The sequence below is a fragment of the Kineosporia babensis genome (genome assembly GCF_021129305.1).
GTDB lineage: Bacteria > Actinomycetota > Actinomycetes > Actinomycetales > Kineosporiaceae > Kineosporia > Kineosporia babensis.
Map to the genome: position 1 here is coordinate 28,333 of NZ_JAJOMB010000030.1, position 21,873 is coordinate 50,205.

Annotated in this window: 21 protein-coding genes; 11 read left to right on the forward strand and 10 right to left on the reverse strand. The window is 68.1% G+C overall.

Translation table 11 applies throughout. The annotated features are described in order from the left end of the window. The first annotated feature begins 100 nt into the window (after nucleotides 1-100). Complete coding sequence (gene ligA, locus LR394_RS36730) at nucleotides 101-2,239, forward strand: NAD-dependent DNA ligase LigA (RefSeq protein ID WP_231449309.1); 2,139 nt, start codon at nucleotides 101-103, stop codon at nucleotides 2,237-2,239. Nucleotides 2,240-2,269: 30 nt separating this feature from the next. Here ligA and LR394_RS36735 read toward each other — a convergent pair whose 3' ends face one another. After that, entirely contained in the window at nucleotides 2,270-2,737 is a 468-nt protein-coding gene (locus LR394_RS36735; protein WP_231449379.1) for a nucleotidyltransferase domain-containing protein, read from the reverse strand. 304 nt (nucleotides 2,738-3,041) lie between these two features. Between LR394_RS36735 and LR394_RS36740 the strand changes: the two genes are divergently transcribed. The 7 genes from LR394_RS36740 (at nucleotide 3,042) to LR394_RS36770 (ending at nucleotide 12,347) form a co-directional block, all read left to right on the forward strand. Then, nucleotides 3,042-5,477 carry a M64 family metallopeptidase gene (locus tag LR394_RS36740; RefSeq protein ID WP_231449310.1) on the forward strand — a complete coding sequence of 812 codons (2,436 nt, stop codon included), beginning with the start codon at nucleotides 3,042-3,044 and terminating at the stop codon, nucleotides 5,475-5,477. A gap of 240 nt (nucleotides 5,478-5,717) precedes the next feature. Then, nucleotides 5,718-6,899: a PheS-related mystery ligase SrmL gene (srmL, locus tag LR394_RS36745; RefSeq protein WP_231449311.1), complete on the forward strand. Its 1,182-nt coding sequence runs from the start codon at nucleotides 5,718-5,720 to the stop codon at nucleotides 6,897-6,899. A 91-nt stretch (nucleotides 6,900-6,990) separates the two neighbouring features. Further along, nucleotides 6,991-7,203, forward strand: coding sequence for a DUF397 domain-containing protein (locus LR394_RS36750; RefSeq protein ID WP_231449312.1), 213 nt, complete (start codon nucleotides 6,991-6,993; stop codon nucleotides 7,201-7,203). A gap of 78 nt (nucleotides 7,204-7,281) precedes the next feature. Beyond that, nucleotides 7,282-7,842: a hypothetical protein gene (locus LR394_RS36755; protein ID WP_231449313.1), complete on the forward strand. Its 561-nt coding sequence runs from the start codon at nucleotides 7,282-7,284 to the stop codon at nucleotides 7,840-7,842. Nucleotides 7,843-7,999: 157 nt separating this feature from the next. After that, nucleotides 8,000-8,806, forward strand: coding sequence for an SAM-dependent methyltransferase (locus LR394_RS36760; protein WP_231449314.1), 807 nt, complete (start codon nucleotides 8,000-8,002; stop codon nucleotides 8,804-8,806). Between the two features lie 7 nt (nucleotides 8,807-8,813). Then, nucleotides 8,814-11,003, forward strand: a complete 2,190-nt coding sequence (locus tag LR394_RS36765) for a putative bifunctional diguanylate cyclase/phosphodiesterase (protein ID WP_231449315.1) — start codon at nucleotides 8,814-8,816, stop codon at nucleotides 11,001-11,003. 78 nt (nucleotides 11,004-11,081) lie between these two features. Then, nucleotides 11,082-12,347, forward strand: coding sequence for a DUF6924 domain-containing protein (locus LR394_RS36770; RefSeq protein ID WP_231449316.1), 1,266 nt, complete (start codon nucleotides 11,082-11,084; stop codon nucleotides 12,345-12,347). 51 nt (nucleotides 12,348-12,398) lie between these two features. Here the strand turns inward: LR394_RS36770 and LR394_RS36775 are convergent, their stop codons facing one another. After that, entirely contained in the window at nucleotides 12,399-12,881 is a 483-nt protein-coding gene (locus LR394_RS36775; RefSeq protein WP_231449317.1) for a hypothetical protein, read from the reverse strand. 131 nt (nucleotides 12,882-13,012) lie between these two features. Next, nucleotides 13,013-13,552, reverse strand: coding sequence for a YbhB/YbcL family Raf kinase inhibitor-like protein (locus tag LR394_RS36780; protein WP_231449318.1), 540 nt, complete (start codon nucleotides 13,550-13,552; stop codon nucleotides 13,013-13,015). A gap of 67 nt (nucleotides 13,553-13,619) precedes the next feature. Between LR394_RS36780 and LR394_RS36785 the strand changes: the two genes are divergently transcribed. Continuing rightward, complete coding sequence (locus LR394_RS36785) at nucleotides 13,620-14,015, forward strand: hypothetical protein (RefSeq protein ID WP_231449319.1); 396 nt, start codon at nucleotides 13,620-13,622, stop codon at nucleotides 14,013-14,015. Here the strand turns inward: LR394_RS36785 and LR394_RS36790 are convergent. Further along, a complete protein-coding gene (locus LR394_RS36790; RefSeq protein WP_231449320.1) occupies nucleotides 13,999-14,649 on the reverse strand; it encodes an ATP-dependent endonuclease in 651 nt (216 codons plus the stop codon). The genes LR394_RS36785 and LR394_RS36790 overlap by 17 nt on opposite strands. A 66-nt stretch (nucleotides 14,650-14,715) precedes the next feature. Here LR394_RS36790 and LR394_RS36795 point away from each other — a divergent pair, with 66 nt between their 5' ends. Together LR394_RS36795 and LR394_RS36800 are read left to right on the forward strand one after the other, a co-directional pair. Next, a complete protein-coding gene (locus LR394_RS36795) occupies nucleotides 14,716-15,216 on the forward strand; it encodes an NUDIX domain-containing protein (RefSeq protein ID WP_231449321.1) in 501 nt (166 codons plus the stop codon). Next, nucleotides 15,213-15,833 carry a DUF1349 domain-containing protein gene (locus tag LR394_RS36800; RefSeq protein WP_231449322.1) on the forward strand — a complete coding sequence of 207 codons (621 nt, stop codon included), beginning with the start codon at nucleotides 15,213-15,215 and terminating at the stop codon, nucleotides 15,831-15,833. Before LR394_RS36795 ends, LR394_RS36800 begins: the two co-directional genes overlap by 4 nt. Here LR394_RS36800 and LR394_RS36805 read toward each other — a convergent pair. From LR394_RS36805 to LR394_RS36830, 6 genes are read right to left on the reverse strand one after another with little or no spacing between them, the layout of a single operon-like run. Then, a complete protein-coding gene (locus LR394_RS36805; RefSeq protein ID WP_231449323.1) occupies nucleotides 15,787-16,578 on the reverse strand; it encodes a creatininase family protein in 792 nt (263 codons plus the stop codon). The genes LR394_RS36800 and LR394_RS36805 overlap by 47 nt on opposite strands. Then, nucleotides 16,575-17,891, reverse strand: a complete 1,317-nt coding sequence (locus tag LR394_RS36810; RefSeq protein ID WP_231449324.1) for an FAD-binding oxidoreductase — start codon at nucleotides 17,889-17,891, stop codon at nucleotides 16,575-16,577. The genes LR394_RS36805 and LR394_RS36810 overlap by 4 nt, the downstream gene beginning before the upstream one ends. Next, entirely contained in the window at nucleotides 17,891-19,054 is a 1,164-nt protein-coding gene (locus LR394_RS36815) for a hypothetical protein (RefSeq protein WP_231449325.1), read from the reverse strand. The genes LR394_RS36810 and LR394_RS36815 overlap by 1 nt, the downstream gene beginning before the upstream one ends. Before the next feature lie 11 nt (nucleotides 19,055-19,065). Next, entirely contained in the window at nucleotides 19,066-19,839 is a 774-nt protein-coding gene (locus LR394_RS36820) for an ABC transporter permease (protein ID WP_231449326.1), read from the reverse strand. After that, nucleotides 19,836-20,537 carry an ABC transporter ATP-binding protein gene (locus tag LR394_RS36825; RefSeq protein ID WP_269330401.1) on the reverse strand — a complete coding sequence of 234 codons (702 nt, stop codon included), beginning with the start codon at nucleotides 20,535-20,537 and terminating at the stop codon, nucleotides 19,836-19,838. The genes LR394_RS36820 and LR394_RS36825 overlap by 4 nt, the downstream gene beginning before the upstream one ends. Before the next feature lie 41 nt (nucleotides 20,538-20,578). Next, nucleotides 20,579-21,781, reverse strand: coding sequence for an amidohydrolase family protein (locus LR394_RS36830; protein ID WP_231449328.1), 1,203 nt, complete (start codon nucleotides 21,779-21,781; stop codon nucleotides 20,579-20,581). Between the last annotated feature and the right edge of the window lie 92 nt (nucleotides 21,782-21,873).

Consider the following 21,873-nt stretch of genomic DNA (forward strand, 5'->3'; position numbering starts at 1 on the left):
GCTAGGTTTCCGTCATGGCAGAAAAACCCCGCTGCGCACCTGCTCGTCATGGTGCTGCTCGTTGCGTTGCTCCTGGTATCCGGTTTCTGGAGGCGTCCTGATGAGCACCGTGCTGCCCCGTGAGGAGTACGAGCAGGCGGTCGCCACCGCGCGCTCCGCGGCAAGCCTGTACTACGGCACCGGCGCGGCCGCCGACGCGGTGGTGGAGGAGTCCGCCGACGTAACGGTCCTGGACGACGCTACTTACGATGCGCTGGTCCGGGACATCGCCGCCACCGAGGCCGCGCACCCCGACTGGCAGGTCCAGGCCTCACCCACCCAGGTGGTGGGCGGCGAAGCGGGCGATGTGGAGCATTCTGCCCCGATGCTCAGCCTGGACAACGTCTTCTCCTCGGCCGAGCTGGCCGAGTGGCACACCAGCCTGGCCAAACGGCTGGACCGCGCGCCGCGCTACGTCGTCGAGCCCAAGTTCGACGGTCTGGCCCTGGCGGCCCGCTACCAGAACGGCGAACTCGTCCAGCTGATCACCCGCGGCGACGGGGTCCACGGGGAAGACGTCACGTTCGCGGCGCCGGCCATCGTCGGGCTGCCCGCCACGCTCACCCAGCCGCTGACCCTCGAGGTGCGGGGCGAGGTGATGCTGACCGACGCGCAGTTCGCCGCGGCCAACGAGCTGCGCCTGGCCAACGACGACAAGCCGTTCGTCAATCCCCGCAACGGGGTTGCCGGTTCGCTGCGTGGCTCCAAGGACCGCAGCTACGTCATCCCCATGACGTTCTTCGCCTACCAGTTGCTTCCCCTGCCCGAGACCTACCCGGGCACCCGGCCCGATGCCGACCTGGACTACTCGGCCGGTATCGCCCTGCTCGGAGAGCTCGGCGTCTCCACCGCAGCCACGTCCTCCGCCCGGATCGCCGTGGCCGAGACCATCGAGGCCGCGCAGGAGTACATCGACTCGCTCCTGAGCCGCCGGGCCGATCTGGGCCTCGGCATCGACGGCGCCGTGATCAAGGCCGACTCCCCCGCCGACCGGGAACAGGCCGGTTCCTCGTCCCGGGCCCCGCGCTGGGGCATCGCGTTCAAGTTCCCGGCCGACTCCCGCCTGACCACCCTCGAAGAAGTCATCTGGCAGGTCGGCCGCACCGGCGTCATCACCCCCCGGGCCCGGGTCACGCCGGTCTTCGTCGGGGGCACCACCGTCACCTACGCCACCCTGCACAACCCGAACGACCTGGCCCGCCAGGGTCTGATGATCGGTGACACCGTGATGGTGCTGCGGGCCGGCGAAGTCATCCCCCGGATCGAGGGCGCCGTCGTCTCGGCCCGCACCGGTAACGAGACGCCCATCCCGGCCCCCGAGGTCTGCCCCAACTGCAGCGGCGAGATCGACCGCTCCCAGGAGCGCTGGCGCTGCAAGCGCGGCCGCACCTGCGCTCTGCCGCAGGCGGTGCGTTACGCCACCGCCCGGGACTGCTGGGACATCGAGTCCGTCGGGGAGAAACTCGTCCGCCAGCTCGTGGACAACGGCCTGGTCACCGATGTGGCCGACATCTTCGCCATCACCGAGGAGCAGTTGCTCGGGCTGGAACGTATGGGCCGGACCAGCGCCGCCAAGGTTCTCACCGAGGTGGAGAAGGCCAAGTCCCAGCCGCTCGCCCGCACCCTCACCGCGCTCGGGGTGCGCGGTACCGGCCGGTCGATGAGCCGTCGCATCGCCCGCTACTTCGCCACGATGGAAGCCATTCAGGCCGCCGATGCCGCCGCCTTCGAAGAGGTCGACGGGATCGGCCCGGAGAAGGCGCCGGTCATCGTCGAGGAACTCGTCGAACTGGCTCCGGTCATCGAGAAGCTGCGCGCCGCCGGAGTCTCGATGACTGAACCGGGCGCGACGGGAAGGCCGGTCAGGACGGACGATGCCGACCAGGCGGACGACGCGGGTGAGGACACGACCTCAGAACCCGGCGAAGCCTCAGCCCGGCCTTTGGCCGGTGAGGACGGCAAGCCGATGACCGTGGTGGTCACCGGGAAGATGACCGGCCCCCTCGAAGCCTTCTCCCGCAACGAGATGAGCGAGCTCATCGAACGGGCCGGCGGCAAGGCCAGCAGCGCGGTCTCCAAGAACACCAGCCTGCTGGTGGCCGCGGACGAAGGTTCCAGCAAGTACAAGAAGGCCCAGAGTCTCGGCGTTCCGATCGAGTCCCCGGAGGAGTTCGCCCAGCGTTTGGAGAGCCTGCTGTAGATAACGGCCGCAGGGGGTGGGACGGCCAGGCTAGCCGACGAGGCGCTCGAGTTCAGCGAGGTCGAGGTAATCCACGGGCCTGAGGGGGTAACCGCGACGGAAGATGCGTTGCTGTCGCGCAGACAGACAAGGAATGCGACGGCCTGCCAAGTGACCGCTGGCAAAGGCCTCTCTCGGGTAGACGAAGAAGCCTCCATGCAGGTCGGCCTGGCGGCCCTCGCCGGCATCGTCGAAAACCACGGGGTGCAGATCCACCCAGCGCCGGCCAGGCGCCGCGAGTTCGACCCTGGCCGGGCGCTGGTCGGTCTCCACCCGGTAGCCCAGCGTCTCGAGCCGGCCGACCAGGAGATCCTCGAACCTTGCGTCCAGAGCCAGATCCAGGTCGCGATGCTCGCGGGTCTGACGCCCGACCAGGACGTCCACACCCCAGCCGCCCGCTACCCACACCGGCGATCCGAGCGTCTCGGCAGCGTCCAAGACCTCAAAGACCTCGGCCATCTTCACGGCGCAAACCTACGGCCCGATCCGACAACGTTCTCCCCGTCGGCAGCCCCCTCAAGAGCATCGAGCCGGCCCCTTACGGACCTGCTGCCATGGGGTTTGCCCGTAGAGGCAGCGTTCCCCCACTCCTGCGCCGGTCTTGAGGATCACGGCGCATAGTTCCGGGAATCAACCGCGTGCCGGAAGCATCCTGGTCCCGCTCTGAGGAGCTTCCGACACCGGGCCCCAAGGTCGTCCTCCTCGAAGCGTCCGCGCCTCGAGAACATCCGAACGACCATTGCGCTGACGCAGGGAGTTCACCATGCAGGACTGGAACTGGTACCCGTTCCCACTGCCCGGGCAGGCCGTTTTCGACTGGCGCCGCCAGCGCGTCGCCGCCGTTTCGCGAGCGCCGGGCAACCTTGACCTGTTCGTCATCGGCTACGACAAGAAGCTCTGGAGCACCTACTGGAGCCAGGCGACCGGCTGGGCTCCGGACTGGTTCCCGTTGCCGGGGCAGGCCGTTTTCGATTGGGAGCACCAGCAGATCGCCGCCGTCTCCCGGGCCCCCGGCAACCTCGACCTGTTCGTCATCGGCTACGACAAGAAGCTCTGGACCACGTACTGGAGCGATGCCACCGGCTGGGCTCCCGAGCCTTTTCCGCTTCCGGGGCAGGCCGTCTTCGACTGGGAACACCAGCAGATCGCCGCCGTTTCGCGAGCGCCGGGCAACCTTGACCTGTTCGTGATCGGCTACGACAAGAAGCTCTGGAGCACCTACTGGAGCGACCAGACGGGCTGGGCTCCCGAGCCGTTCCCGCTGCCGGGAAACGATGTCTTCGACTGGGAACATCAGCAGATCGCCGCCGTCTCCCGAGCCCCCGGCAACCTCGATCTCTTCGTGATCGGCTACGACAAGAAGCTCTGGAGCACCTACTGGAGCGACCAGACGGGCTGGGCCCCCGGACCGTTCCCGCTGCCGGGAAACGATGTCTTCGACTGGGAACATCAGCAGATCGCCGCCGTCTCCCGAGCCCCCGGCAACCTCGACCTGTTCGTCATCGGCTACGACCAAAAGCTCTGGAGCACCTACTGGAGCGACCAGACCGGCTGGGCCCCGGGCCCCTTCCCCCTACCAGGAGACGCTGTCTTCGACTGGCAGCGTCAGAAGATCGCCGCTGTTTCGCGAGCCCCCGGCAACCTCGACCTGTTCGTGATCGGCTACGACCAAAAGCTCTGGAGCACCTACTGGAGCGACCAGACGGGCTGGGCCCCCGGACCGTTCCCGTTACCGGGTGATGCCGTCTTCGACTGGGAGCATCAGCAGATCGCGGCCGTCTCCCGGGCCACGCTCAATCTTGATCTCTTCCTGATCGGTTACGACCAGCACATCTGGTCGACCTTCTGGGGCGAGAGCCATGCCTCCATCACGAAACTCATCGACAACGGCCCGTTCGGCGCGAAGTACACGATCGCGGTCGTGGGTGACGGTTTCACCGCGGCCGACCAGGTCGCCTACAACGCGGCGGTGGACTCCCTGGTGACGAACGGGTTGTTCGCCAACGACTACTTCGCTGCCAACCGGGGCTCGTTCAACCTGGTCCGGGTCAACGTCAATTCGGTCGATTCGGGGGTGAGCACCAAGACCTACGACGCGGCCGGCACGGTGACGGCCAAGGTCGACCGGAACACCGCTTTCGGCGCCGTCTTCAACGGCGACTGGGCCCACTGCTGGGTCGAGGACGGCCCGAACACGGCCGCCGAACTCGATCGGGTGCTGAACCACCTCGTCCCCGACCGGCGCATCGTGATGCTCCTGCTCAACAATCCCGGTTTCGGCGGCTGCGGCGGCGGTGGGCGTCTGACCTTGCCGCTGGGCGTGACGTGGTCCACCGTCGCGCACGAGTTCGGTCACGCCCTCGGCGGCCTGCAGGACGAGTACAACAACCGCAACAACAACTACACGGGTACCGAGCCGTTCGCCGCCAACGCCACGATCAACACCAACCGGGCGACCCTGAAATGGAACTGGGCGCTCGCCCCCACCACCCCGATCCCCACCGGCGGTAACGACTACACTCCACCGAAGCCCGCCGGCTGGAACGACAACCAGAGCGTCGGGCTGTTCGAAGGTGGCTCCGGCTCGTTCTCGACCGGCATCTACCGACCGGTGATCGACTGCCGGATGCGCTCGAACAACCCGGCCTTCTGCCCGGTGTGCGACCGTGCCATGCATGCGGTGACCGATCCGTTCGCCACCGCCCCAGCCCCCGCCGGACAGGAGCACCTCGTGGCCACCGCTGATTCCTACATCCGGCTGCGGGTGCGCAGCGAGGCGGGCAGGCTCTCCGTCGTCGGGGCCGAGCAGATCGACGGGCCCTTCGTCGAACCCCCGCCCGAGGACGGTGCTCTCGCCCACGAGGTGCTGGTGGCCGGGCGGTCCGTCGCAGTGGGCGACATCGGCGACCAGGCCATCTCCCGGTCGTTCAGCGAACCCAACACCCCCGGACCGGACGAGCACCACATCTACGACCCGGACGACTTCGAGTTCGTAGTGCGCGTGCCCACGGACGAGTTCCGCGCGGTTGCGGCGAACGACATCACGATCCGGGTGGGCCGGCTCGCCGGGCGCGAGGCCGACCGGCTGAACCTGCTTCCTCGCCTGCGGCCTGAGGCAGCCGAAACCGAACGGGAGGAGTCGCTCAACCTGGGCTCGGCCGACCTCCCGCAAGCTCTTCGGGCTGTCCTTCGCGAGTAGGGCGGACAGCCCGTGGGCTGGGCCCGCTCAAGCCCACGGGCCGTGCCGTCACCGTGCGAAAACCGATCGACGAACGATCCGGACCGTCCTATCGTCGAGAACGTGCCACATCTCGTGACCCGATTTACCGGCCCCCGGCTGCCGAGCAGCCGTGAGGGCTGCGGGGTGTGCTGGTAGCCGTCACGGAAACGTCGGCCGGGGGTGTCCGTCTCCCCTACCGACAACCGTGAAGGACCTGCCGTGAATCTTCTGCCTGCCCAGACCCTGCTCGAGGCACTCGCTGTCCGCGATCTCACCGACCCGGACCAGGGCCCGCATGCCCTGCAACTCCTGCTGGACGACGTCCTGAACGCGTTGATCACTGCCTGGAATTGCGATCTGGACCTACGACGACGGCACCCCTTGGTCGCGGTCGAAGACAACTACGATCGCCTGGGTTACTCCCCCGACGACATCACTCGTGACGCCCGCTACAGCCGCTACGTCGGGGAAACCGTCATGCTGCGCAGCCACACCAGTGCCGGCGTCCCGCCGACGTTACGGTCACTGGAGAACCCCGTAGACGTCCTGCTGGTCCTGCCAGGAATGGTCTATCGCCGCGACAGTATCGACCGGACGCATGTCGGCACGCCCCATCAGGTGGATCTTTGGCGTGTGACCAGCAACCGTCACACGGGCGAGCGCGACCTACAGCAGATGATTGCTCTCCTGGTGGACGCGGTCCTACCGGGAGCTGATTGGCGCGCGCTTCCGGCGTCACATCCTTACACCCAGAACGGCTTACAAATAGACGTGCGAACTGCGGCCGGGTGGATGGAAGTGGCGGAGTGCGGGCTCATCGCTGGGCACGTGTTGTCCGGCGCAGGCCATGATCCGGCGGAGGTGAGTGGCCTGGCGCTGGGGCTGGGGCTGGACCGGGCGTTGATGCTGCGCAAGGGCCTTGACGACATTCGGCTGCTGCGCTCTGAGAACCCGAAGATCGCCGCGCAGATGCTCGATCTTTCCCCCTGGCGGCCGGTTTCCGTACACCCGGTCATTCGCCGCGACCTGTCCATCGTTACCGACGGGGATGTGGACGCCGAGTTGCTGGGCGACAGCGTCCGCTCCGCTCTCGGTGCTGCCTCGGCAGATCTGGAGTCCGTGTCGGTGATCGCGTCTACCCCGCACGAGGCGCTTCCCCGGGCGGTGCAGGAGCGCCTCGGTACGCAGCCAGGGCAGGTCAATGTTCTGCTGAGACTAGAACTGCGGCCGCTGAACAAGACTCTGACCGATGCCGGGGCCAATGCCCTGCGCGACCGTGTATACGCGGCGGTGCACCGTGGCCCGGTTCTGGAATGGGCTGCGCGAACGGGTCCTGACCGGCCTCACAGCGCTGGTCAGGGTGGCAGAGGCGGCCGGGTTCCGCGCTCGGCATGCCCCTAGGGGCGAAGTCGATCTGCTCTCCCACCAGGAACGCTGTGCCCTGCGCACCATCGGATCACCACCCGCAGCACCATCAGGCAAGGAGAATCCGATGTCCAGTGACACTCCATGGATCAAGGCGAGGGCGTCCAACGCCGGCGGCGCCTGCGTGCAGATGCGCAGCCGGGCCGGGCAACCCGAGATCCGTGATTCCAAGAACCCGCACGGCACCGTTCTGCGGCTGTCCACTGGCTGCGCGGGAGCGTGGCTCGACGGGGCCCGCCGAGGCGAGTTCGACCATCTGATCACGGCTCACCGGGACTGACGGGGGCCGTGCGGTTGCGGGCCGACGACCGCACGGTTCCTTTTATGCACCTGTCGTCGAGCACTACGCTTTGCCGTCATGCCGACGCCGAGTGTTGCTTGGATCGATCAGCAGTACGACCGCGAGAACGGCGAGCGCTACGCCACGCACGTACGGGCCCTGGAAGCCGTGTTCACCGAGCACTGGGGCGACATCTCCCCGGTCGGCTTCGCCTGCACGGCCTGGCGGCTGGCCGGTGTCCCGTATCTGGACCCGGGCTACGTGCGTTTCCACCGGCGGGTGCTGAGCGCGGTCTGTGAGCGCAACGAGTGGGACGGGTCGCTGACCGCTCACGTGCAGCTCGTCTCCCCGGCACCCGAAGGGCTGGCCAAGACCCAGGTCTGGGGGCAGGACCGAGGCTGGCGAGGCTGGCCGGCCGTGATGGGGCAGTACCTGACGCCCTCCGCGGAGGAGATGAGCAGGTTCCCTCACGTGCGTCCGTTGCTCCTCGTCGACCTCCCCCTCCCCCTGAACGACCTGCCGCCGACCCCCGAAGGTCCCGGTCCCGATCTGCCGGAACTCGCCGCGCGAGCGGTGAGTGTGCTGGCCAGGGAACTCAGCGACGCCCTGGGCCCGCTGATCGCCCAACTGGACCGCTGAGGATCACACTGGCCCCAAACGTCCATTTGTTGATCATCTGCCCCTTAGCCACCTTCTGATACCGTCCGGTACGGAATGCGCTTCGGTTGCGTTCGCCGGCCGGAGCGGCAATGGCTCCCGGCCGCCGCAGACGCCAGGGTTGATGGGTGGTTCGACTTTGACGAATCCGCAGTGGGTTGGCGACGACATCGATCTCAGCCGCCCCAGTGTGTCCCGGGTCTACGACTTCTACCTGGGTGGTTTCCACAACTTCGGGCCCGACCGGGAGATGGCCGAGAAGGCGATCGCCGGCTGGCCCGACCTGCCCCTGATCATGAAGGCCAACCGGGCGTTCCTGCGCCGGGGGGTCACCTACATGGTCGAGCAGGGGGTGCGGCAGTTCCTGGACATCGGCTCGGGCATCCCGACCGTGGGCAACGTGCACGAGGTGGCGCAGGGCCTGGCCCCGGACGCCAAGATCGTCTACGTCGACAACGACCCGGTGGCCGTCGCGCACAGCAAGTCGCTGCTGGAGGGCAACGCCAACGCCGCCGTCCTGGCCGGGGACTTCACCGATCCGCAGGAGCTGCTGGAGGCGGTGGAGGCGCTGGGCCTGCTGGACCGTTCCCAGCCGATTGCGCTGCTGCTGAACGCGCTGCTGCACTTCATCCCCGAAGAGGCCAAGCCGGGCGAGCTGATCGCCACCTACCGGGACTGGACGCCGCCGGGCAGCTACCTGCTGATGTGCCACGCCACCAACGAACTGCACCCCAGCACCCAGACCGAGGAGATCCAGGAGCTCTACACGAAGGCCACGGCCACGATGAACTTCCGTGGCCGGACCGAGGTGGAGGCCTTCTTCGAGGGTTACGAGCTGATCGAGCCCGGCGTCAGCCTGGCCGCCCTGTGGCATCCGGACAGCGAGATCTCCCTCGAGGAGGCCGAACGAGTGCCGGGCTGGGCCGGGGTCGGCAAGAAGCCCTGATGGGCTGATGACGCAGAAGAAGCTCATCGCGGGCTGGGAGCAGGCCCTGCGCTCGGCCGGTGACCCGCTGGCCAGCGAGCAGGAGTTCGCCCACCTGGCTGAGCGGCTGACCATGGTCACCTTGGCCGGGCTGACCCCGACGGCCGACGCCGACGCCGCCGGGCGTCGGCTCGGCCGGTTGCTGGCCGATGCCCACCTGACCGCGCCCCGGGCGATCGGGCAGGCGCTGATGGTGCTGGCCCGCTATGCCCCGGACGTCGGTGACCTGCACCGCGAGCAGCAGCTGGTGAGGATGCAGGGCGGTCTGGCGGCCGGGCACGCCGCGGCCGTGCAGCGCCGCCTGCTCCTGCAGCAGGAGTCGATCCATCAGGCTTCGTCCTCGGCCCGCGACGAGGTGGCCCGGGCCCTGTCCGACTCCGAGGCGCGCTGGCGCCGGCTGGTGGACCAGGCCCCGGTCGGTATCGCTGTCGGGGACATCGATGGCAACGTGATCGAGGTCAACCACGCGCTGCAGAACATGTTCGGCCTCTCGGTGGACGAGATGCGCTCCATGAAGATCCAGGAGTACATCCACCCGGAGGACGGCGCGGCGGTCTGGCAGCAGTACGCCGACACCGCGCAGGGGGTGCTGGAGGAGTTCAAGGCCGAGAAGCGCTTCGTGCGCAAGGACGGCGAGGGGATCTGGACCAACCTCAGCGTCAGCCTGATCCGGGACCCGGACGGCGACCCGGCCTTCATGGTGGCGGTGATCGAGGACATCACCGAGCGCTACCTGCTGCAGGAGCGACTGCAGCACGAGGCCACCCACGACCCGCTGACCGGGCTGCCCAACCGGGTGCTGTTCCTGCAGCGCCTCGACCGGGCGGTGGCCGATCCGGGACCGGGCGACCGGATCGCGGTGCTGTTCATCGACCTGGACGGCTTCAAGTTCGTCAACGACTCGCGCGGGCACATCGTCGGCGACCGGGTGCTGATCGCCGTGGCCGAACGGCTTTCGGAGGCGGCGCTGCCCTCCGGCGCCTTCGTGGCCCGGCTGGCCGGGGACGAGTTCGTGGCCTTACTGACCGGCGGCTCGCAGGACCTGGTGCCGATGCAGGTGGCCGAGGACCTGCTGGCCGCGCTGAAGCAGCCGCTGAAGGTGACCGGCCAGCTTCCGGTGCAGGTGGGCGCCAGCGTGGGCGTGGTGGAACTGGCTGCGGCCGGGTCCAACTCGGCCGAGATCATGCAGGCCGCCGACCTGGCCCTGCACGCGGCCAAGGAGGCCGGCAAGGGCCGCGTGGTGGAGCACGATCCGCAGCGTAAGGCCGGGCAGCTGACCAGATTCCAGGTCGCGATGCAGCTGCCGGGCCTGGTCGAGCGGGGTGAGCTGGCGCTGGTGTACCAGCCGCTGGTGCGCCTGTCCGACGGGGACCTGCACAGCGTCGAGGCGCTGCTGCGCTGGAAACACCCGACGATGGGCTCGCTCTCGCCGGACATGTTCATCCGGATCGCCGAGGAGAACGCCGCGATCCTGCCGATCGGGCGCTGGGTGCTCGATCGCGCCTGCGCCGATCTGGCGGTCAGCGACTGGCCGGCGGTGAACATCAACGTGAGTGTGCGGCAGCTGTACTCGCCGCAGTTCGTGGACGACCTGCGGCGGGCCCTGGACCGGGCCGAGCTGGAGCCCTCGCGGTTGCGGGTGGAGATCACCGAGAGCGTGGTGATGAATCTCGAGGACACCGAGCCGATCGCGGTGCTGGACTCGATGATCGACCTCGGGGTCCGGCTGGTGATGGACGACTTCGGCACCGGCTACAGCAATCTGGCGGCGCTGCGCCGGCTTCCGTGGCACGAGCTGAAACTGGCCGGGACGTTCCTGCAGAGCACCAGGTCGGGACGTCCGTGGTCACCGACCGACCAGCGGATCCTGAAGACGCTGGTCGACCTGGCCCACAGCCTGGATCTGCTGGTGACCGCGGAGGGTGTGGAGACCGCCGAACAGGACGCCCAGATCCGGGGCATCGGCTGCGACGTGGCCCAGGGGTGGTTCTACGCGGTACCTGAACCACTGCATCCCTCGTCGGACGTGACCGCCAAGCGGGTTCCGCCGGTGACCGCGCCGACACCGGTGATCCGGCCGGGCTCAGGCGCCACCCCGAACCAGCGGCGCAAGCCCACCGACACCGCCCCGATGAACACCATCCAGGTCCGCCGCTAAGGTCTGCCCGGCACCGGGATGCAGCCCAGGCCCTAGACTTCCTCCGCCGTAACCGCCCCCGACGGAAGAAGTCTCAAGGTGCCCAGCACTGACCACGCCGTGATCCTGCGCCCTGGAGAGCATCTGGCCGAACAGGCTGTGAGCTCCCCGAACGGCGAGTACAGCTTCGTGCACCAGCACGACGGCAACATCGTGATCTACCGTTCGGTGGACCGGGAAGCGATCTGGGCCGCCAACTGCAACTACCAGGGCCAGCCCGATCTGCGCAGCCTCCTGCACAACCGGGCCGGTTCCCGGCCCGGCCGGCTGGAACTGCGCGAGAACGGTGAACTGGTGGTGCTCAAGGCGGACGGCGAGCAGGTCTGGAGTGCCGGGGCGAGCGACGGGCGGCTGCTGGTTCTGCAGGACACCGGAAAAGCCCTGCTGCTCGATGCACGGGGCGAGACAGTCTGGGAAAGCCCGCTGCCCGCACCGCTGATGGGTCAATGGACCAGCGTTCCGGACGGGAAGCGGCTGCGTCGAGGGCAGGTGCTGCGGGGACAGACGCTGACCTCTGAGAACGGCCGCTACATCCTGGTCTCCACGCAGGAGGGGTTTCTGTATCTGCGCCAGGTCGGCGGCCCCATCCTGTGGATCCACCATCTGGAATGGCTGCACGGGCTGGAACTCACCGAGAGCGGGCGCCTCGAGGACCGGGACTGGGAGAACGGTTACGTGCAGGCCGGTTTCCTCGGTATTCCGCAGGACCTGCGCGCAGCCGAGATGTTCGTGGCCGACGACGGGCGGCTCAGTTTCGCCGACGAGTCCGGAACCGTGCTCTGGGCCAGTGCACCGCCGCAGGAGGCCGGCCCCTATCCCGGAAAGCCGCAGCCCCGCGCCGAGATCGACCTGACCGGCTACGAGAAGATGCAGAGCCTGGTGGTGCGGACGGACTTCAGCGACGAGGCGGCCTGGAACGAGCTGACCAAGCTGATCAACGAGTGGGAGTCGGACGAGGACGAGAATGAGGACGAGTCGCAGGACGATCCGGACGAGGAAGCCGGCTTCGAGAACCTGTTCCTGATCAACGATCCGGTCTGGGCCGGGGCCGAGCCTGCCGAGGTCGTGGCGGCGCTGCTGACGGCCCGGGTGGGCCTGCCCGACGTGGTGTTCATCGCCGACGCCGAGGCGATGCAGGAGGAGAAGCAGACGCTGGCCGTCGATCTGTACTACGAGCAGCGGCCCGACGATCTCGAGGACCCGGAGGACTTCACCTCGCAGTTCCGGATCGACCCCGACCAGGTCGGCTCGATGACTGCCAACCTGGGCCTGGGCAACAACTGGTTCTCCGACTGGTCCGACTGAACGTACGTCAGGGCGGCAACCCCGGTACCGGGGTTGCCGCCCTGACGCTGCTCACATCTGGCTGAGCGCGATCCCGAAGACGACCGCCGAGGCCGCGAGCAGGCCGCCCAGCATCGTGCCCATCGCCACCAGCGTGGCCCGTGCCTGCCACCAGAGCCGGACCACCAGGTAGCTGCTGCCCGCAACGATGAGGCTGATCAGCGCCAGGTACAGCACGAACAGTCCCACCGCGGCGACCAGGAGCGTCGCGCCCACTGCCACGGTGATCGCCTGGTTCTGGGTGAGGTCGGCGCGCACCAGCCGGTAACAGCCCACGCCGGAGGCCAGCACCGACACCACCAGAGCCGCGATCACCGACAGGTTGGCGATCAGCAGCACTCCGAAGAGAAACGCCAGCACCCCGGCGAACGCGGCTCCGCCGACCAGGACCGGGCTGCCGTGCTGCCGCTTCGCCGCGACGAACGAGCCGGTCACGGCGGTGTAGGCCGCGGTCAGCAGGAACAGGACGACCAGCGAGATGTCGGGCGCGTACATCGGTTTCTCCTCGTCAGGGGGTGTTGCTCAACGATTCGAAATGGTGGCAGTGGCTGGCCCAAGCCCACATCGAACGTCCGTCGCAACCCTGGTCCGGCGAGGGTCATCCGAAAGTTGCACCAGGACAGGCCCTAGGCGGGGATCTCGCCGGTGACGACGATCGTGGCCCGGCCCAGGATGTGGCTGAAGATGTTGAAGCCGAGGAACCCGGGGGTGGCCTCGGCCGGCACTCCGATGTCCTCGACGTCCAGCGCGTGCACAGTGATGAAGTACCGGTGCGCACCGTGCCCGGCCGGCGGAGCGGCACCCACGAACCGCGACAGCCGGCCGTCGTTCGGCAGCTGGTAGGCACCCGCGGGCAGGCCCGAGCCGGTGTCGTCGCCCGCGCCCTCGTCCAGGCTGGTCACCGACGCCGGGATGTTCGCTACCGCCCAGTGCCAGAAGCCCGACATGGTCGGGGCGTCCGGGTCGAACACCGTCACCGCGTAGCTCTTGGTGCCTTCCGGGGCGCCGCTCCAGGACAGCTGCGGGGAGACGTCCTGGCCACCGGGCACCCCGAAGGCGCCGGAGAACTGGGCCTGGGGCCAGGGTGCGCCGTCGGTCACCGTGCTGCTGGTGAGGCTGAAACCGGGCACCTCGGGAAGCCGGGCGAAGGGGTCGTTGGCCGTCATCATGGTCCTTTCGTTCCGCGAGCCGTTGCCGCCCGATGCTATAGACGATCGGCTAGGGTCACCCGTCATGACGGATCCGGCGTTCACCAGCGTCTCCTTCGAGACCGAGGGCGATCCGGTGCGGGCGGTGTTCCGCTGGGCCGGCGAGCTGAATCCCCAGGAGACCACCACGTTCTCCATCTGGATCAAGTGCACGCCCGATCCGGACCGGAACGCCCTGCTGAGCACCGAGATCACGCCCGACGGAACCATCCGGACCTACCGCCACCAGTTCAAACCACGCGACGATCGGGATTGTGGCCGGGTGGTGGAGCAGACTGATGGACGGCTCGTGGCCGAGTTCCCCCGCGCGGTGGTAGCCGAGTACGGACCGACCTTTTCCTGGTGGGCCCTGCTCCAGGTCGGGAATGACGACGTGGATACGTACAGCCTGGAGAAGAGCTCCGTCACGCTTGCGGAATGAGCGCGACCGCGGAACGCAGCACCTGGACCAGACACGCCGGTTCTGAACCGGGAGGCAGAGCCTCCACCAGGAGCGGCGGGTAGTGAATCTTGCGGCCGGACCGCGTCCCCAGGAAGCGATGCAGCTGCGCCTCAACCGGTTCGCCTCGATGGTCGGGCTGCTGAGCCAGCGTCTGAAAGCGCTGCAACTCGTGTTCCGCAGCCACCACCGCCAGCACCGCTTCCGCTCCGAGGGCCCGGATCAGCTCGTCCTCGAGGTCTACCACGCAGGCATGAAAACCCAGCGCCGCCAGACCAGCCCGCGCGTCCACGTCCTCAAACAGGTCTTGCCGGGAGCCGAGATACCGAGGAAACCACCCGGCCCGCTCCAGCGCCCGGCGCACGTACCCGATCTCCGCCTCGTCGTACAGGCCGACCAGGGGCAACCCAAGACCCCGGTCACCGAGAAGCTCAACGAAGCGCGCAATCCCGGAGGCGCCGCCCATCGGCACCACCAGGATCCGTGCTCCCTGCAGGTCGATGCCCTGACGTCGGGCCATCGCCTCCACCGCACCCTGATCGCTCTCCCCCTCGACCAGAATCACCACGGCGGCGTTCGTCGATGTGGCAAGGGAGACGGCTGCGGCGGGTTGCACCGTTCGATACTGCACCATTCGGCACCGCCCTGGGCGGGTCTGCCCGACCACCCCTACCTTGTGCGGGTGACGAACACAGAAACCGCTTACGCGGCATGGCTGGCCACTCTCCCGCGCAAGGTGATGGGCGCCGGTGTCCTGTTCACCGACGTCTCCGGCGACGAGACCAAGGTGCTGCTGGTCGAGCCCACTTATCGGGACACCTGGGGGCTGCCCGGTGGCGTGGTCGAGGCGGGCGAGTCTCCCCGCGACGGAGCTGCCCGGGAGACGCTCGAGGAACTGGGGTTCCAAATCCAGCCCGGACGTCTTCTGGTGGTGGACTGGATCGCTCCCCGGCCGATCGGGGGCGACAGCGTCGACTGGATGTTCGAGGGAGGTCAGTTACCGGAAGGGACCAACATCGTGCTCCAGGAGGAAGAACTGCGTTCCTGGGCGTGGTGCACCACCGAGGAGGTCGCCGAACGTACCCACGAGCGTCTGGCCCGCCGGATCGCCAACGCGCTGACCGCCCAGGAACTGGGCGTCACCTTCTACCTGGAGAACGGTCTGCAAGTATCGGGTGCATGACATCGACGCGTGTACCTGGTCTTCCCTTCGACCTGACGCCCTCGCCCGGCTCCTCGTGGGACGTCACCGGCGCGACGCTGAGCACCACCGCTCACCCGAAGAGCGACATCTTCGTCGACCCGGCGGGTACCGCGGTCACGCTCGCCTCGGCCGCCCTGCACAACGCGGCCACCCTGCTGACCGATGCCCCGGCCGGTGACTTCCAGTTCAGCGCGCGGGTCGGCGTCGATTTCGGTACCACGTTCGATGCCGGGGTGCTGCTGGTCCGGGTGGACGAGACGCACTGGGCCAAGCTCTGTTTCGAGTACTCGCCGGCGGGTGAGCCGATGGTGGTCTCGGTGGTGTGCCGCGGGGTCGCCGACGATGCCAACGCCTTTGTGGTGGAGCAGAGGACGGTGTGGTTGCGGGTGTCCCGGATCGGCGAGACGTTCGGTTTCCACGCCTCGGTGGACGGCCGGGTGTGGCAGCTGATCCGCTACTTCACGCTCGGCACCGTCGGCCGGCCCTTCGAGTTCGGTTTCGAGGCGCAGTCACCGATGGGCGAGGGCTGCGCGGTGCGGTTCGACGAGGTCAGCTACCGGCCTCAGAAGCTGGCGGATCTGCGCGACGGGTCGTGAAGGCCGAGATCTCGGTGAGGGCCGCGACGGCTCGGTGAACGGATTCGGTGAACAGGCTCTTACCTGCTTCGGGGGTGGCGCCGGTGGGGTCGCCGATCACGCCGGACGGGCCGAAGTCGTCGCTGGTCCAGCCGAAACTCACCGGATAGCCGTTGAAACCGATGTACTTCAGGTCGGCCATCGGTTCCGGCACATTGCGCTCGGCCAGGTCCATGGAGACCAGGTCGGGGCGCAGGTGCGCAACCACGGAGGTCTCGGCGTAGCCGGCGTGGATGCCGAAACCCAGTTCCTCGGGCGCGGCCTGGGCCAGGCCGGCGGGCATGCTGAACGTGGCCAGCCCGAACTGCCGGCGTAGTTCGCGGTTGGCCACGCCGAGCAGGGCCGTGTTGCCGCCGTGCCCGTTCACGAAGACCACCTTGCGGGCGGGCGTGGTGGCGATCGAACGCCCCAGGTCGATCAGGGTGGACCAGAGGGTCTCGGCCGACAGCCACATGGTGCCCGGCGCCCAGGCGTGCTCGTCGGACTTGGTGTAGGTCAGGGTCGGCAGCAGCCACAGATCCAGGCCCTGAGATCGGCCCTCCACCACCGCTTCCTCGGCCACCGACGAGGCGATCAGTGCATCGGTGATCAGCGGCAGGTGCGCTCCGTGGTGCTCGATCGCGCCGGTCGGGATCACAACAATGGACGTGTCCGTGAGGTTTTGCGCGACCGCGGGACCGGAGAGCTCGGCAAGTTTGTACGTCATCGCTGCCGCCCGGTCTGCACGCCCACCGGCTGCTTCAGCTTGCCCGGGTTGAGCAGGCCCCGGGGATCGGTGGTCCGGGCCAGTTCGGCCGTGCGCTGCGGCTGGTAGTCCACGTACCACTGGTGACAGTTGTGGAACCCGACGCCGAGCTCGGTCAGCTTCTCGAAGCCCTCGTAGACCTGCTCGGCGCTGGAGTAGATGCCGGCCAGCATGCCGATCGGGCGGCCCTTCTGCGCCTCGATGTGCAGCATCCCGCCGAGGTAGACCTGCTCGACCTCGGTGATCCGGTCGACCAGCGCGTCGCCCGCCACCTCGACGTGGAAATACTTGCCCGGGAACGACTTCTGCAGCCATTCGATCGGATGGTTGTAGGAGATCCGGCTGATCTTGAGCATCGCCTGGGTGCCCTCGCGGACGTCCTCGATCCGGCCGCCGGCCTTCTCCACGAGCGCGGTCGCGACTTCCAGCGACGCCTCGTCGAGGATCGCCCGCAGGCTGGCCCGGCCCGACGGGATGCCGATGTCGCTGGGCAGGGCCTCGGCCAGGACGACCGGGTCGGCCGAGACCAGACGCGGTGTGGGTTCCAGATCGGCGAAGGGCCGGATCACGCTGAGCGCCTGCTCGAACGTGTCGAAGCTGGCGAAGAATCCGCGCCAGGGCTGCAGCGGCTCCAGCGCGATCTTGGCCCGGGCGATGATGCCGGCCGTGCCGTAGTTGTGGATGTACGGCTCGGCGGCCGTGCCCTCCACGTGCACCAGCTTGGCGTCCGGCTCGGCGTGCACCACATCCAGCGCGAGCGCGAAGTCCTGATGCAGCATGCCGTGCCGGATCGACCCGGTGCCGCCCGAGCCCCCGGACAGGAACCCGCCGATGCTGGAGTTGGCCGTGGAGGGATACATCAGCACCTGCTGCCCGGCGGCGTTGGCGGCGTGCTCGATGGCGGCCATCGGCACTCCGGCCTCGACCACCACGTAGCCCTCGCCGAGCTCGACGACGGCCCGGGCCCGGGTGGTGTCCAGCACCAGCCCACCGCTCATCGGGATGGCCTGACCGTAGTTGCCGGTGCCCTTGCCGCGGGGGGTGATCGGCACGTTGTGGCGCACCGCCGCGGCCACCGTCTCGGCGATCAGTTCGGCGCTGGTGGGCCAGGCCACCAGCTCGGCCCGGCCCAGCGGCAGCTGCTCCACGATGATCGGGGACAGCCGGGCGCCGTCGATCGAGGCCCGGTCGAGGGCGGCGTCCTGGTAGCTGACGCCGTCCTCGCCGAGCAGGTCGAGCAGTTCGGCCGCCAGGTGCTGGATCTCGGTGCGCATCAGGACAGGCCGATCGTCTCGTCGAGGAACTCGTTGGTGAACAGGTCTTCCGGCGTCAGGCCGTCCTTCGGGGCGTTGTTGGCGGCGGTGAAGATCGGGGTGGTGATGTCGATGATCTGCTGCACCCGCTCGGCGTCGATGTCACCGATGAAGTCGTTCTCGCCGTTGCTGACGATGCCCTGCTCCAACATGGTGTCCACCGAGTACCCGGCCACGCCCTCGCTGTACACCCAGCCGTTGTTGAACTGGGTGACCAGGTCCAGCACCAGCTCGTTGGTCTGGGCCGGGTCGGCGAAGTAGTCCACCTCGGACTGCTGCAGCACCGGCACCAGCTTCTTCAGGCAGGGGCTGTACTTCTCCAGGTCGGCGCTGCGCACGTTCATCGGCGAGGAGTAGAACGGGTAGCCGGCGTCGTGCACCAGCTGGTACTTCAGCTCCTTGCCCCAGGCCGCCACCTCGGTGGAGTACACGTACGGCTCGGCGCTGGCGAAGCCCTGCTGCGCGTCCTTGCCCTTGGCGGCGACGAACTTGGCCGGTGCGCCGTCGTACGTGCCGTCGACCACGCTCTTGTCCAGGGTGCCCGAGCTGGTCAGGTACTCCATGTAGGCCGCGCCCCCGAAGTAGCGGGCCACTCCCCCGCTGGCCTTCAGCGCCGTGCTCAGCGACTTGATGTCGGTGACCTCCGGGTAGGTCTCCGGATCCCACATGATCATCTGCGGGCTCTTCTCCAGCGGCGCGAACACCGCGGTCACCGGCGTGCTGCCGGACAGCTGCACCGCCTCGTCGGTGTTGCCGTAGCCCAGCATGATGTCCTTGTCCTGGTACATCTGGCTGGTCACGGTGGAGAACCCGATCGCCGGCCCACCGGAACGGATCTCGACGTCCACCCCGGTCGGCTCGCCCTGGTACAGCAGCGGCCCGGAGACCGACTTCTGGTTGGCGTCCACCGTGTAGTCCTTGCCGAGCATCTGGTACAGGTGCCCGTGCTCGGCCTCGGGGTTCCAGTCGGTCTGGATCACCACGGTTTCCGGGCACTCGGCGGACAGGTCCACCGCCCCGATCGCCGCGTCCGATCCGATGGTGCGCTCCTCGTCGGAGGAACCGCAGGCGGCCATCGTGGTGACCGCGACCAGGGCGAACCCGGCAGCCAGAGTGCGACGCATCTTGTTCTCCTTCAGGAAGTTTCGGACCACTTGCCGGTGACGAGCCGGCCGAGCAGCCCGAAGAGCAGGAACACGATCACTCCGAGCAGGGAGGCCGTGATGATGGCGGCGAACGTGCCCGCCCCGTTGAGCCGCGAGTTGGAGACCTGGATCAGCACGCCCAGGCCGGGAGTGCCGCGCTGGAAGAACTGGTCACCGACGATCGCGCCGATCACCGCCAGCCCGGCCGCGGTGCGCAGGCCCACGAAGATCGCCGGAAGAGCGGCCGGCAGCTGCAGTTTGAGCAGGGTGGTCAGCCGCCCGGCGCCGTTGAGCTGGAACAGTTCTCGCTGGGCCTTGTCCACCGAGTGCAGGCCGAACAGGGTGTTGGAGACCAGCGGGAAGAGCGCGATCATCACCGTCACGATCACCCGTGAGGCGAACTCGTAGCCGAAGATGGTGCCGATCAGCGGGACGATGGCCAGGATCGGGATGGTCTGCAGGATCACCGCGTACGGGTACAGCGAGTGCTCCAGCCAGCGGGCCTGCGACATCAGGATCGCCCAGGACATCCCGATCAGCACCGCGATCAGCAGGCCGGTGGCGGTGACCACGATCGTCTGGAACAGGTTGTCCAGCAGCGCGTTGCGGAACATCGCGTCGTTGAGGGCGGTGTCCAGCACCAGGTGCGGGTAGGGCACCACGAACGCCAGTTCCTTGCCCTTGTCGTACCAGTACGCCATCGCGTACCAGAACCCGATGACCAAGGCGAGAACGATGGACGGCTGCCACCAGTTGAGTTTCATCGGTGCCCCTCCCGCAGGGCGTGCGAGATCTTGCCGACCAGGGTGGCGAACTCGGCGGTGAAGCGGATGTCCGGGTCGCGGGGCATCTCGAACGGGATGTCGAACGAATCGACGATGGTGCCCGGCCGCCCGGACATCACCAGTACCTTGGTGGACAGGTACACCGCCTCGGCCACCGAGTGGGTGATGAACAGCCCGGCGAAGCCCTGCTGCACGAACAGTTTCAGCAGTTCGTCGTTCAGGCGCTCGCGGGTGATCTCGTCCAGGGCCCCGAACGGCTCGTCGAACAGGAACAGTTCGGGATCGAGGGTGAGCGAGCGGGCCAGTGAGGTCCGCATCCGCATCCCGCCCGAAAGCTGTCTGGGCAGGTGCTTCTCGAAGCCCTCGAGGCCGACCAGTTTGATCGCCTCGGTGGCCCGGTCGGCCCGCTCGGCCTTGGGGACACCGTGCAACTCGGCCAGCAGTTCGACGTTGCGGCGCACCGATCGCCAGGCCAGCAGCGTGGCGTCCTGGAACACGTAGCCGATGCGCCTGGAGGAGACGGTGGACGTGCCGCCCGAGGCCTGTTCGAGCCCGGACGCGATGCGCAGCAGGGTGGACTTGCCGCAGCCCGACGGTCCTACCACCGAGACGAATTCCCCTCGGGCGACGCGTAGGTCGACCCCGGTCAGGGCGGTCGTTCCGTCGGGGAAGCGCATCGAGACGTCGGCGAAGTCGAGCAGGGGTTCGAGGGTCACGGTCACCTCCGGTCCTCCAGAGCAGTAGTCGAAACAACGGACGTTCGGGCCACCACGGCGCCTCGGTACAGAACGATGCGGTCGGGTGAGGCAGCCGCGACAGCTTCACCCAGGCTGCCGGCCCGGATCGCGAGCAGATCGGCCGCGGCACCCGCGAACACCCCGGCCCGGGGTAGGCCGAGGACGTCCCGGGCTCCGTCGGAGACCGCGTGATAGGCCTCTTGGACGCTCAGGTGCCCGGCCGTGACCAGGAGCGACGCCGTTTCCAGGGCATCGCCGCGGCCGACCGGATTGAACGGGTCACGCAGGTTGTCGGCGCCGGCGGCCACCGTCACCCCGGCATCGAGAAAAGCTCTGAGCGCGGTGAGACCACGGGGTGTGGAGACCGGCTGATCCCAGCCTTGCAGGTAGAGATTGGTGATCGGCAGCGAGATGATGCCCATACCGGCCTGTTTGACGGCCTCGATCGTTGCCGTGAGATCTTCGGCCGGCAGTGTGCCCTGTCGGACGCAGTGCCCGGCCGAGCGGATCCGGTCGCTGGGCCAGGCCTGGACCGCCTTGGCGAAGTGCTCCAGGGTCGGCTCGCCGTACAGGCCCTCGTCGGTGTGAATGTCGGCGCCTACGCACCGCTTTTCGGCGATGGCCAGCAGCCGGTCCAGGTCACGCAGTGGTTCGGCCGCCAGATGCGGGGCGCCGCCGACCAGGTCGACGCCGAGATCCAGGGCCTGGTGGATGGTCTCGTCGGGCGCGTCCGGCCCGGCCAGCGCGGTGATCTGCAGGTCCATGATGCCGCTGAGCCGCTCGCGCAGTTCGATCAGCGCCTCGACGCCGCGCATCGGGTGCGGCCCGGTGAGGATGTCGACATGTGTGCGGACCGCCGTGGTGCCGTTGCGCAGCATCAGTTCGGCCGCCGCCGTGGCCCGTTCGGCAATGCTCTCGGTGCTCATCGTGCGGCTGTGCACCCGCCACGAGTCGATTGCCAGCCCCAGATCTCCCATGGGAGGCGAAATCACGTCCCAGGAGAGGGCTTTGTCCAGATGGGCGTGCGGGTCGGCCGGGGCTGGGAGCAGCAGGTACCCGCTAAGGTCCAGCTCGTCCTCACCCGCCGTGCGACCTTGCGCCGGCACCACCTCCTCGACCAGCCCGCCGCGCAGACCCACGTCCACCACGTGCTGGTCCGGCAGCGTCGCGTTCAGCAGCCGCACTCGATCACCGACCTCCGGCCCTTGCGTAAGATGTGGGGAAATGTTCCTGTGGGGAACATTCGCCGAATCTAGGCATCCCGCGTTTCCGGCAT

What these genes read in the sequence shown, in the direction of transcription:
- ligA (WP_231449309.1), top strand. Translation starts at nt 101, where the DNA reads ATGAGCACCGTGCTGCCCCGTGAGGAGTACGAGCAGGCGGTCGCCACC.
- LR394_RS36775 (WP_231449317.1), bottom strand. Translation starts at nt 12,881, where the DNA reads ATGTACGCGCCCGACATCTCGCTGGTCGTCCTGTTCCTGCTGACCGCG.
- LR394_RS36825 (WP_269330401.1), bottom strand. Translation starts at nt 20,537, where the DNA reads ATGCGCTTCCCCGACGGAACGACCGCCCTGACCGGGGTCGACCTACGC.
- LR394_RS36820 (WP_231449326.1), bottom strand. Translation starts at nt 19,839, where the DNA reads ATGAAACTCAACTGGTGGCAGCCGTCCATCGTTCTCGCCTTGGTCATC.
- LR394_RS36810 (WP_231449324.1), bottom strand. Translation starts at nt 17,891, where the DNA reads ATGCGCACCGAGATCCAGCACCTGGCGGCCGAACTGCTCGACCTGCTC.
- LR394_RS36750 (WP_231449312.1), top strand. Translation starts at nt 6,991, where the DNA reads ATGTCCAGTGACACTCCATGGATCAAGGCGAGGGCGTCCAACGCCGGC.
- LR394_RS36800 (WP_231449322.1), top strand. Translation starts at nt 15,213, where the DNA reads ATGACATCGACGCGTGTACCTGGTCTTCCCTTCGACCTGACGCCCTCG.
- LR394_RS36805 (WP_231449323.1), bottom strand. Translation starts at nt 16,578, where the DNA reads ATGACGTACAAACTTGCCGAGCTCTCCGGTCCCGCGGTCGCGCAAAAC.
- LR394_RS36785 (WP_231449319.1), top strand. Translation starts at nt 13,620, where the DNA reads ATGACGGATCCGGCGTTCACCAGCGTCTCCTTCGAGACCGAGGGCGAT.
- LR394_RS36755 (WP_231449313.1), top strand. Translation starts at nt 7,282, where the DNA reads ATGCCGACGCCGAGTGTTGCTTGGATCGATCAGCAGTACGACCGCGAG.
- LR394_RS36735 (WP_231449379.1), bottom strand. Translation starts at nt 2,737, where the DNA reads ATGGCCGAGGTCTTTGAGGTCTTGGACGCTGCCGAGACGCTCGGATCG.
- LR394_RS36780 (WP_231449318.1), bottom strand. Translation starts at nt 13,552, where the DNA reads ATGACGGCCAACGACCCCTTCGCCCGGCTTCCCGAGGTGCCCGGTTTC.
- LR394_RS36815 (WP_231449325.1), bottom strand. Translation starts at nt 19,054, where the DNA reads ATGCGTCGCACTCTGGCTGCCGGGTTCGCCCTGGTCGCGGTCACCACG.
- LR394_RS36765 (WP_231449315.1), top strand. Translation starts at nt 8,814, where the DNA reads ATGACGCAGAAGAAGCTCATCGCGGGCTGGGAGCAGGCCCTGCGCTCG.
- LR394_RS36740 (WP_231449310.1), top strand. Translation starts at nt 3,042, where the DNA reads ATGCAGGACTGGAACTGGTACCCGTTCCCACTGCCCGGGCAGGCCGTT.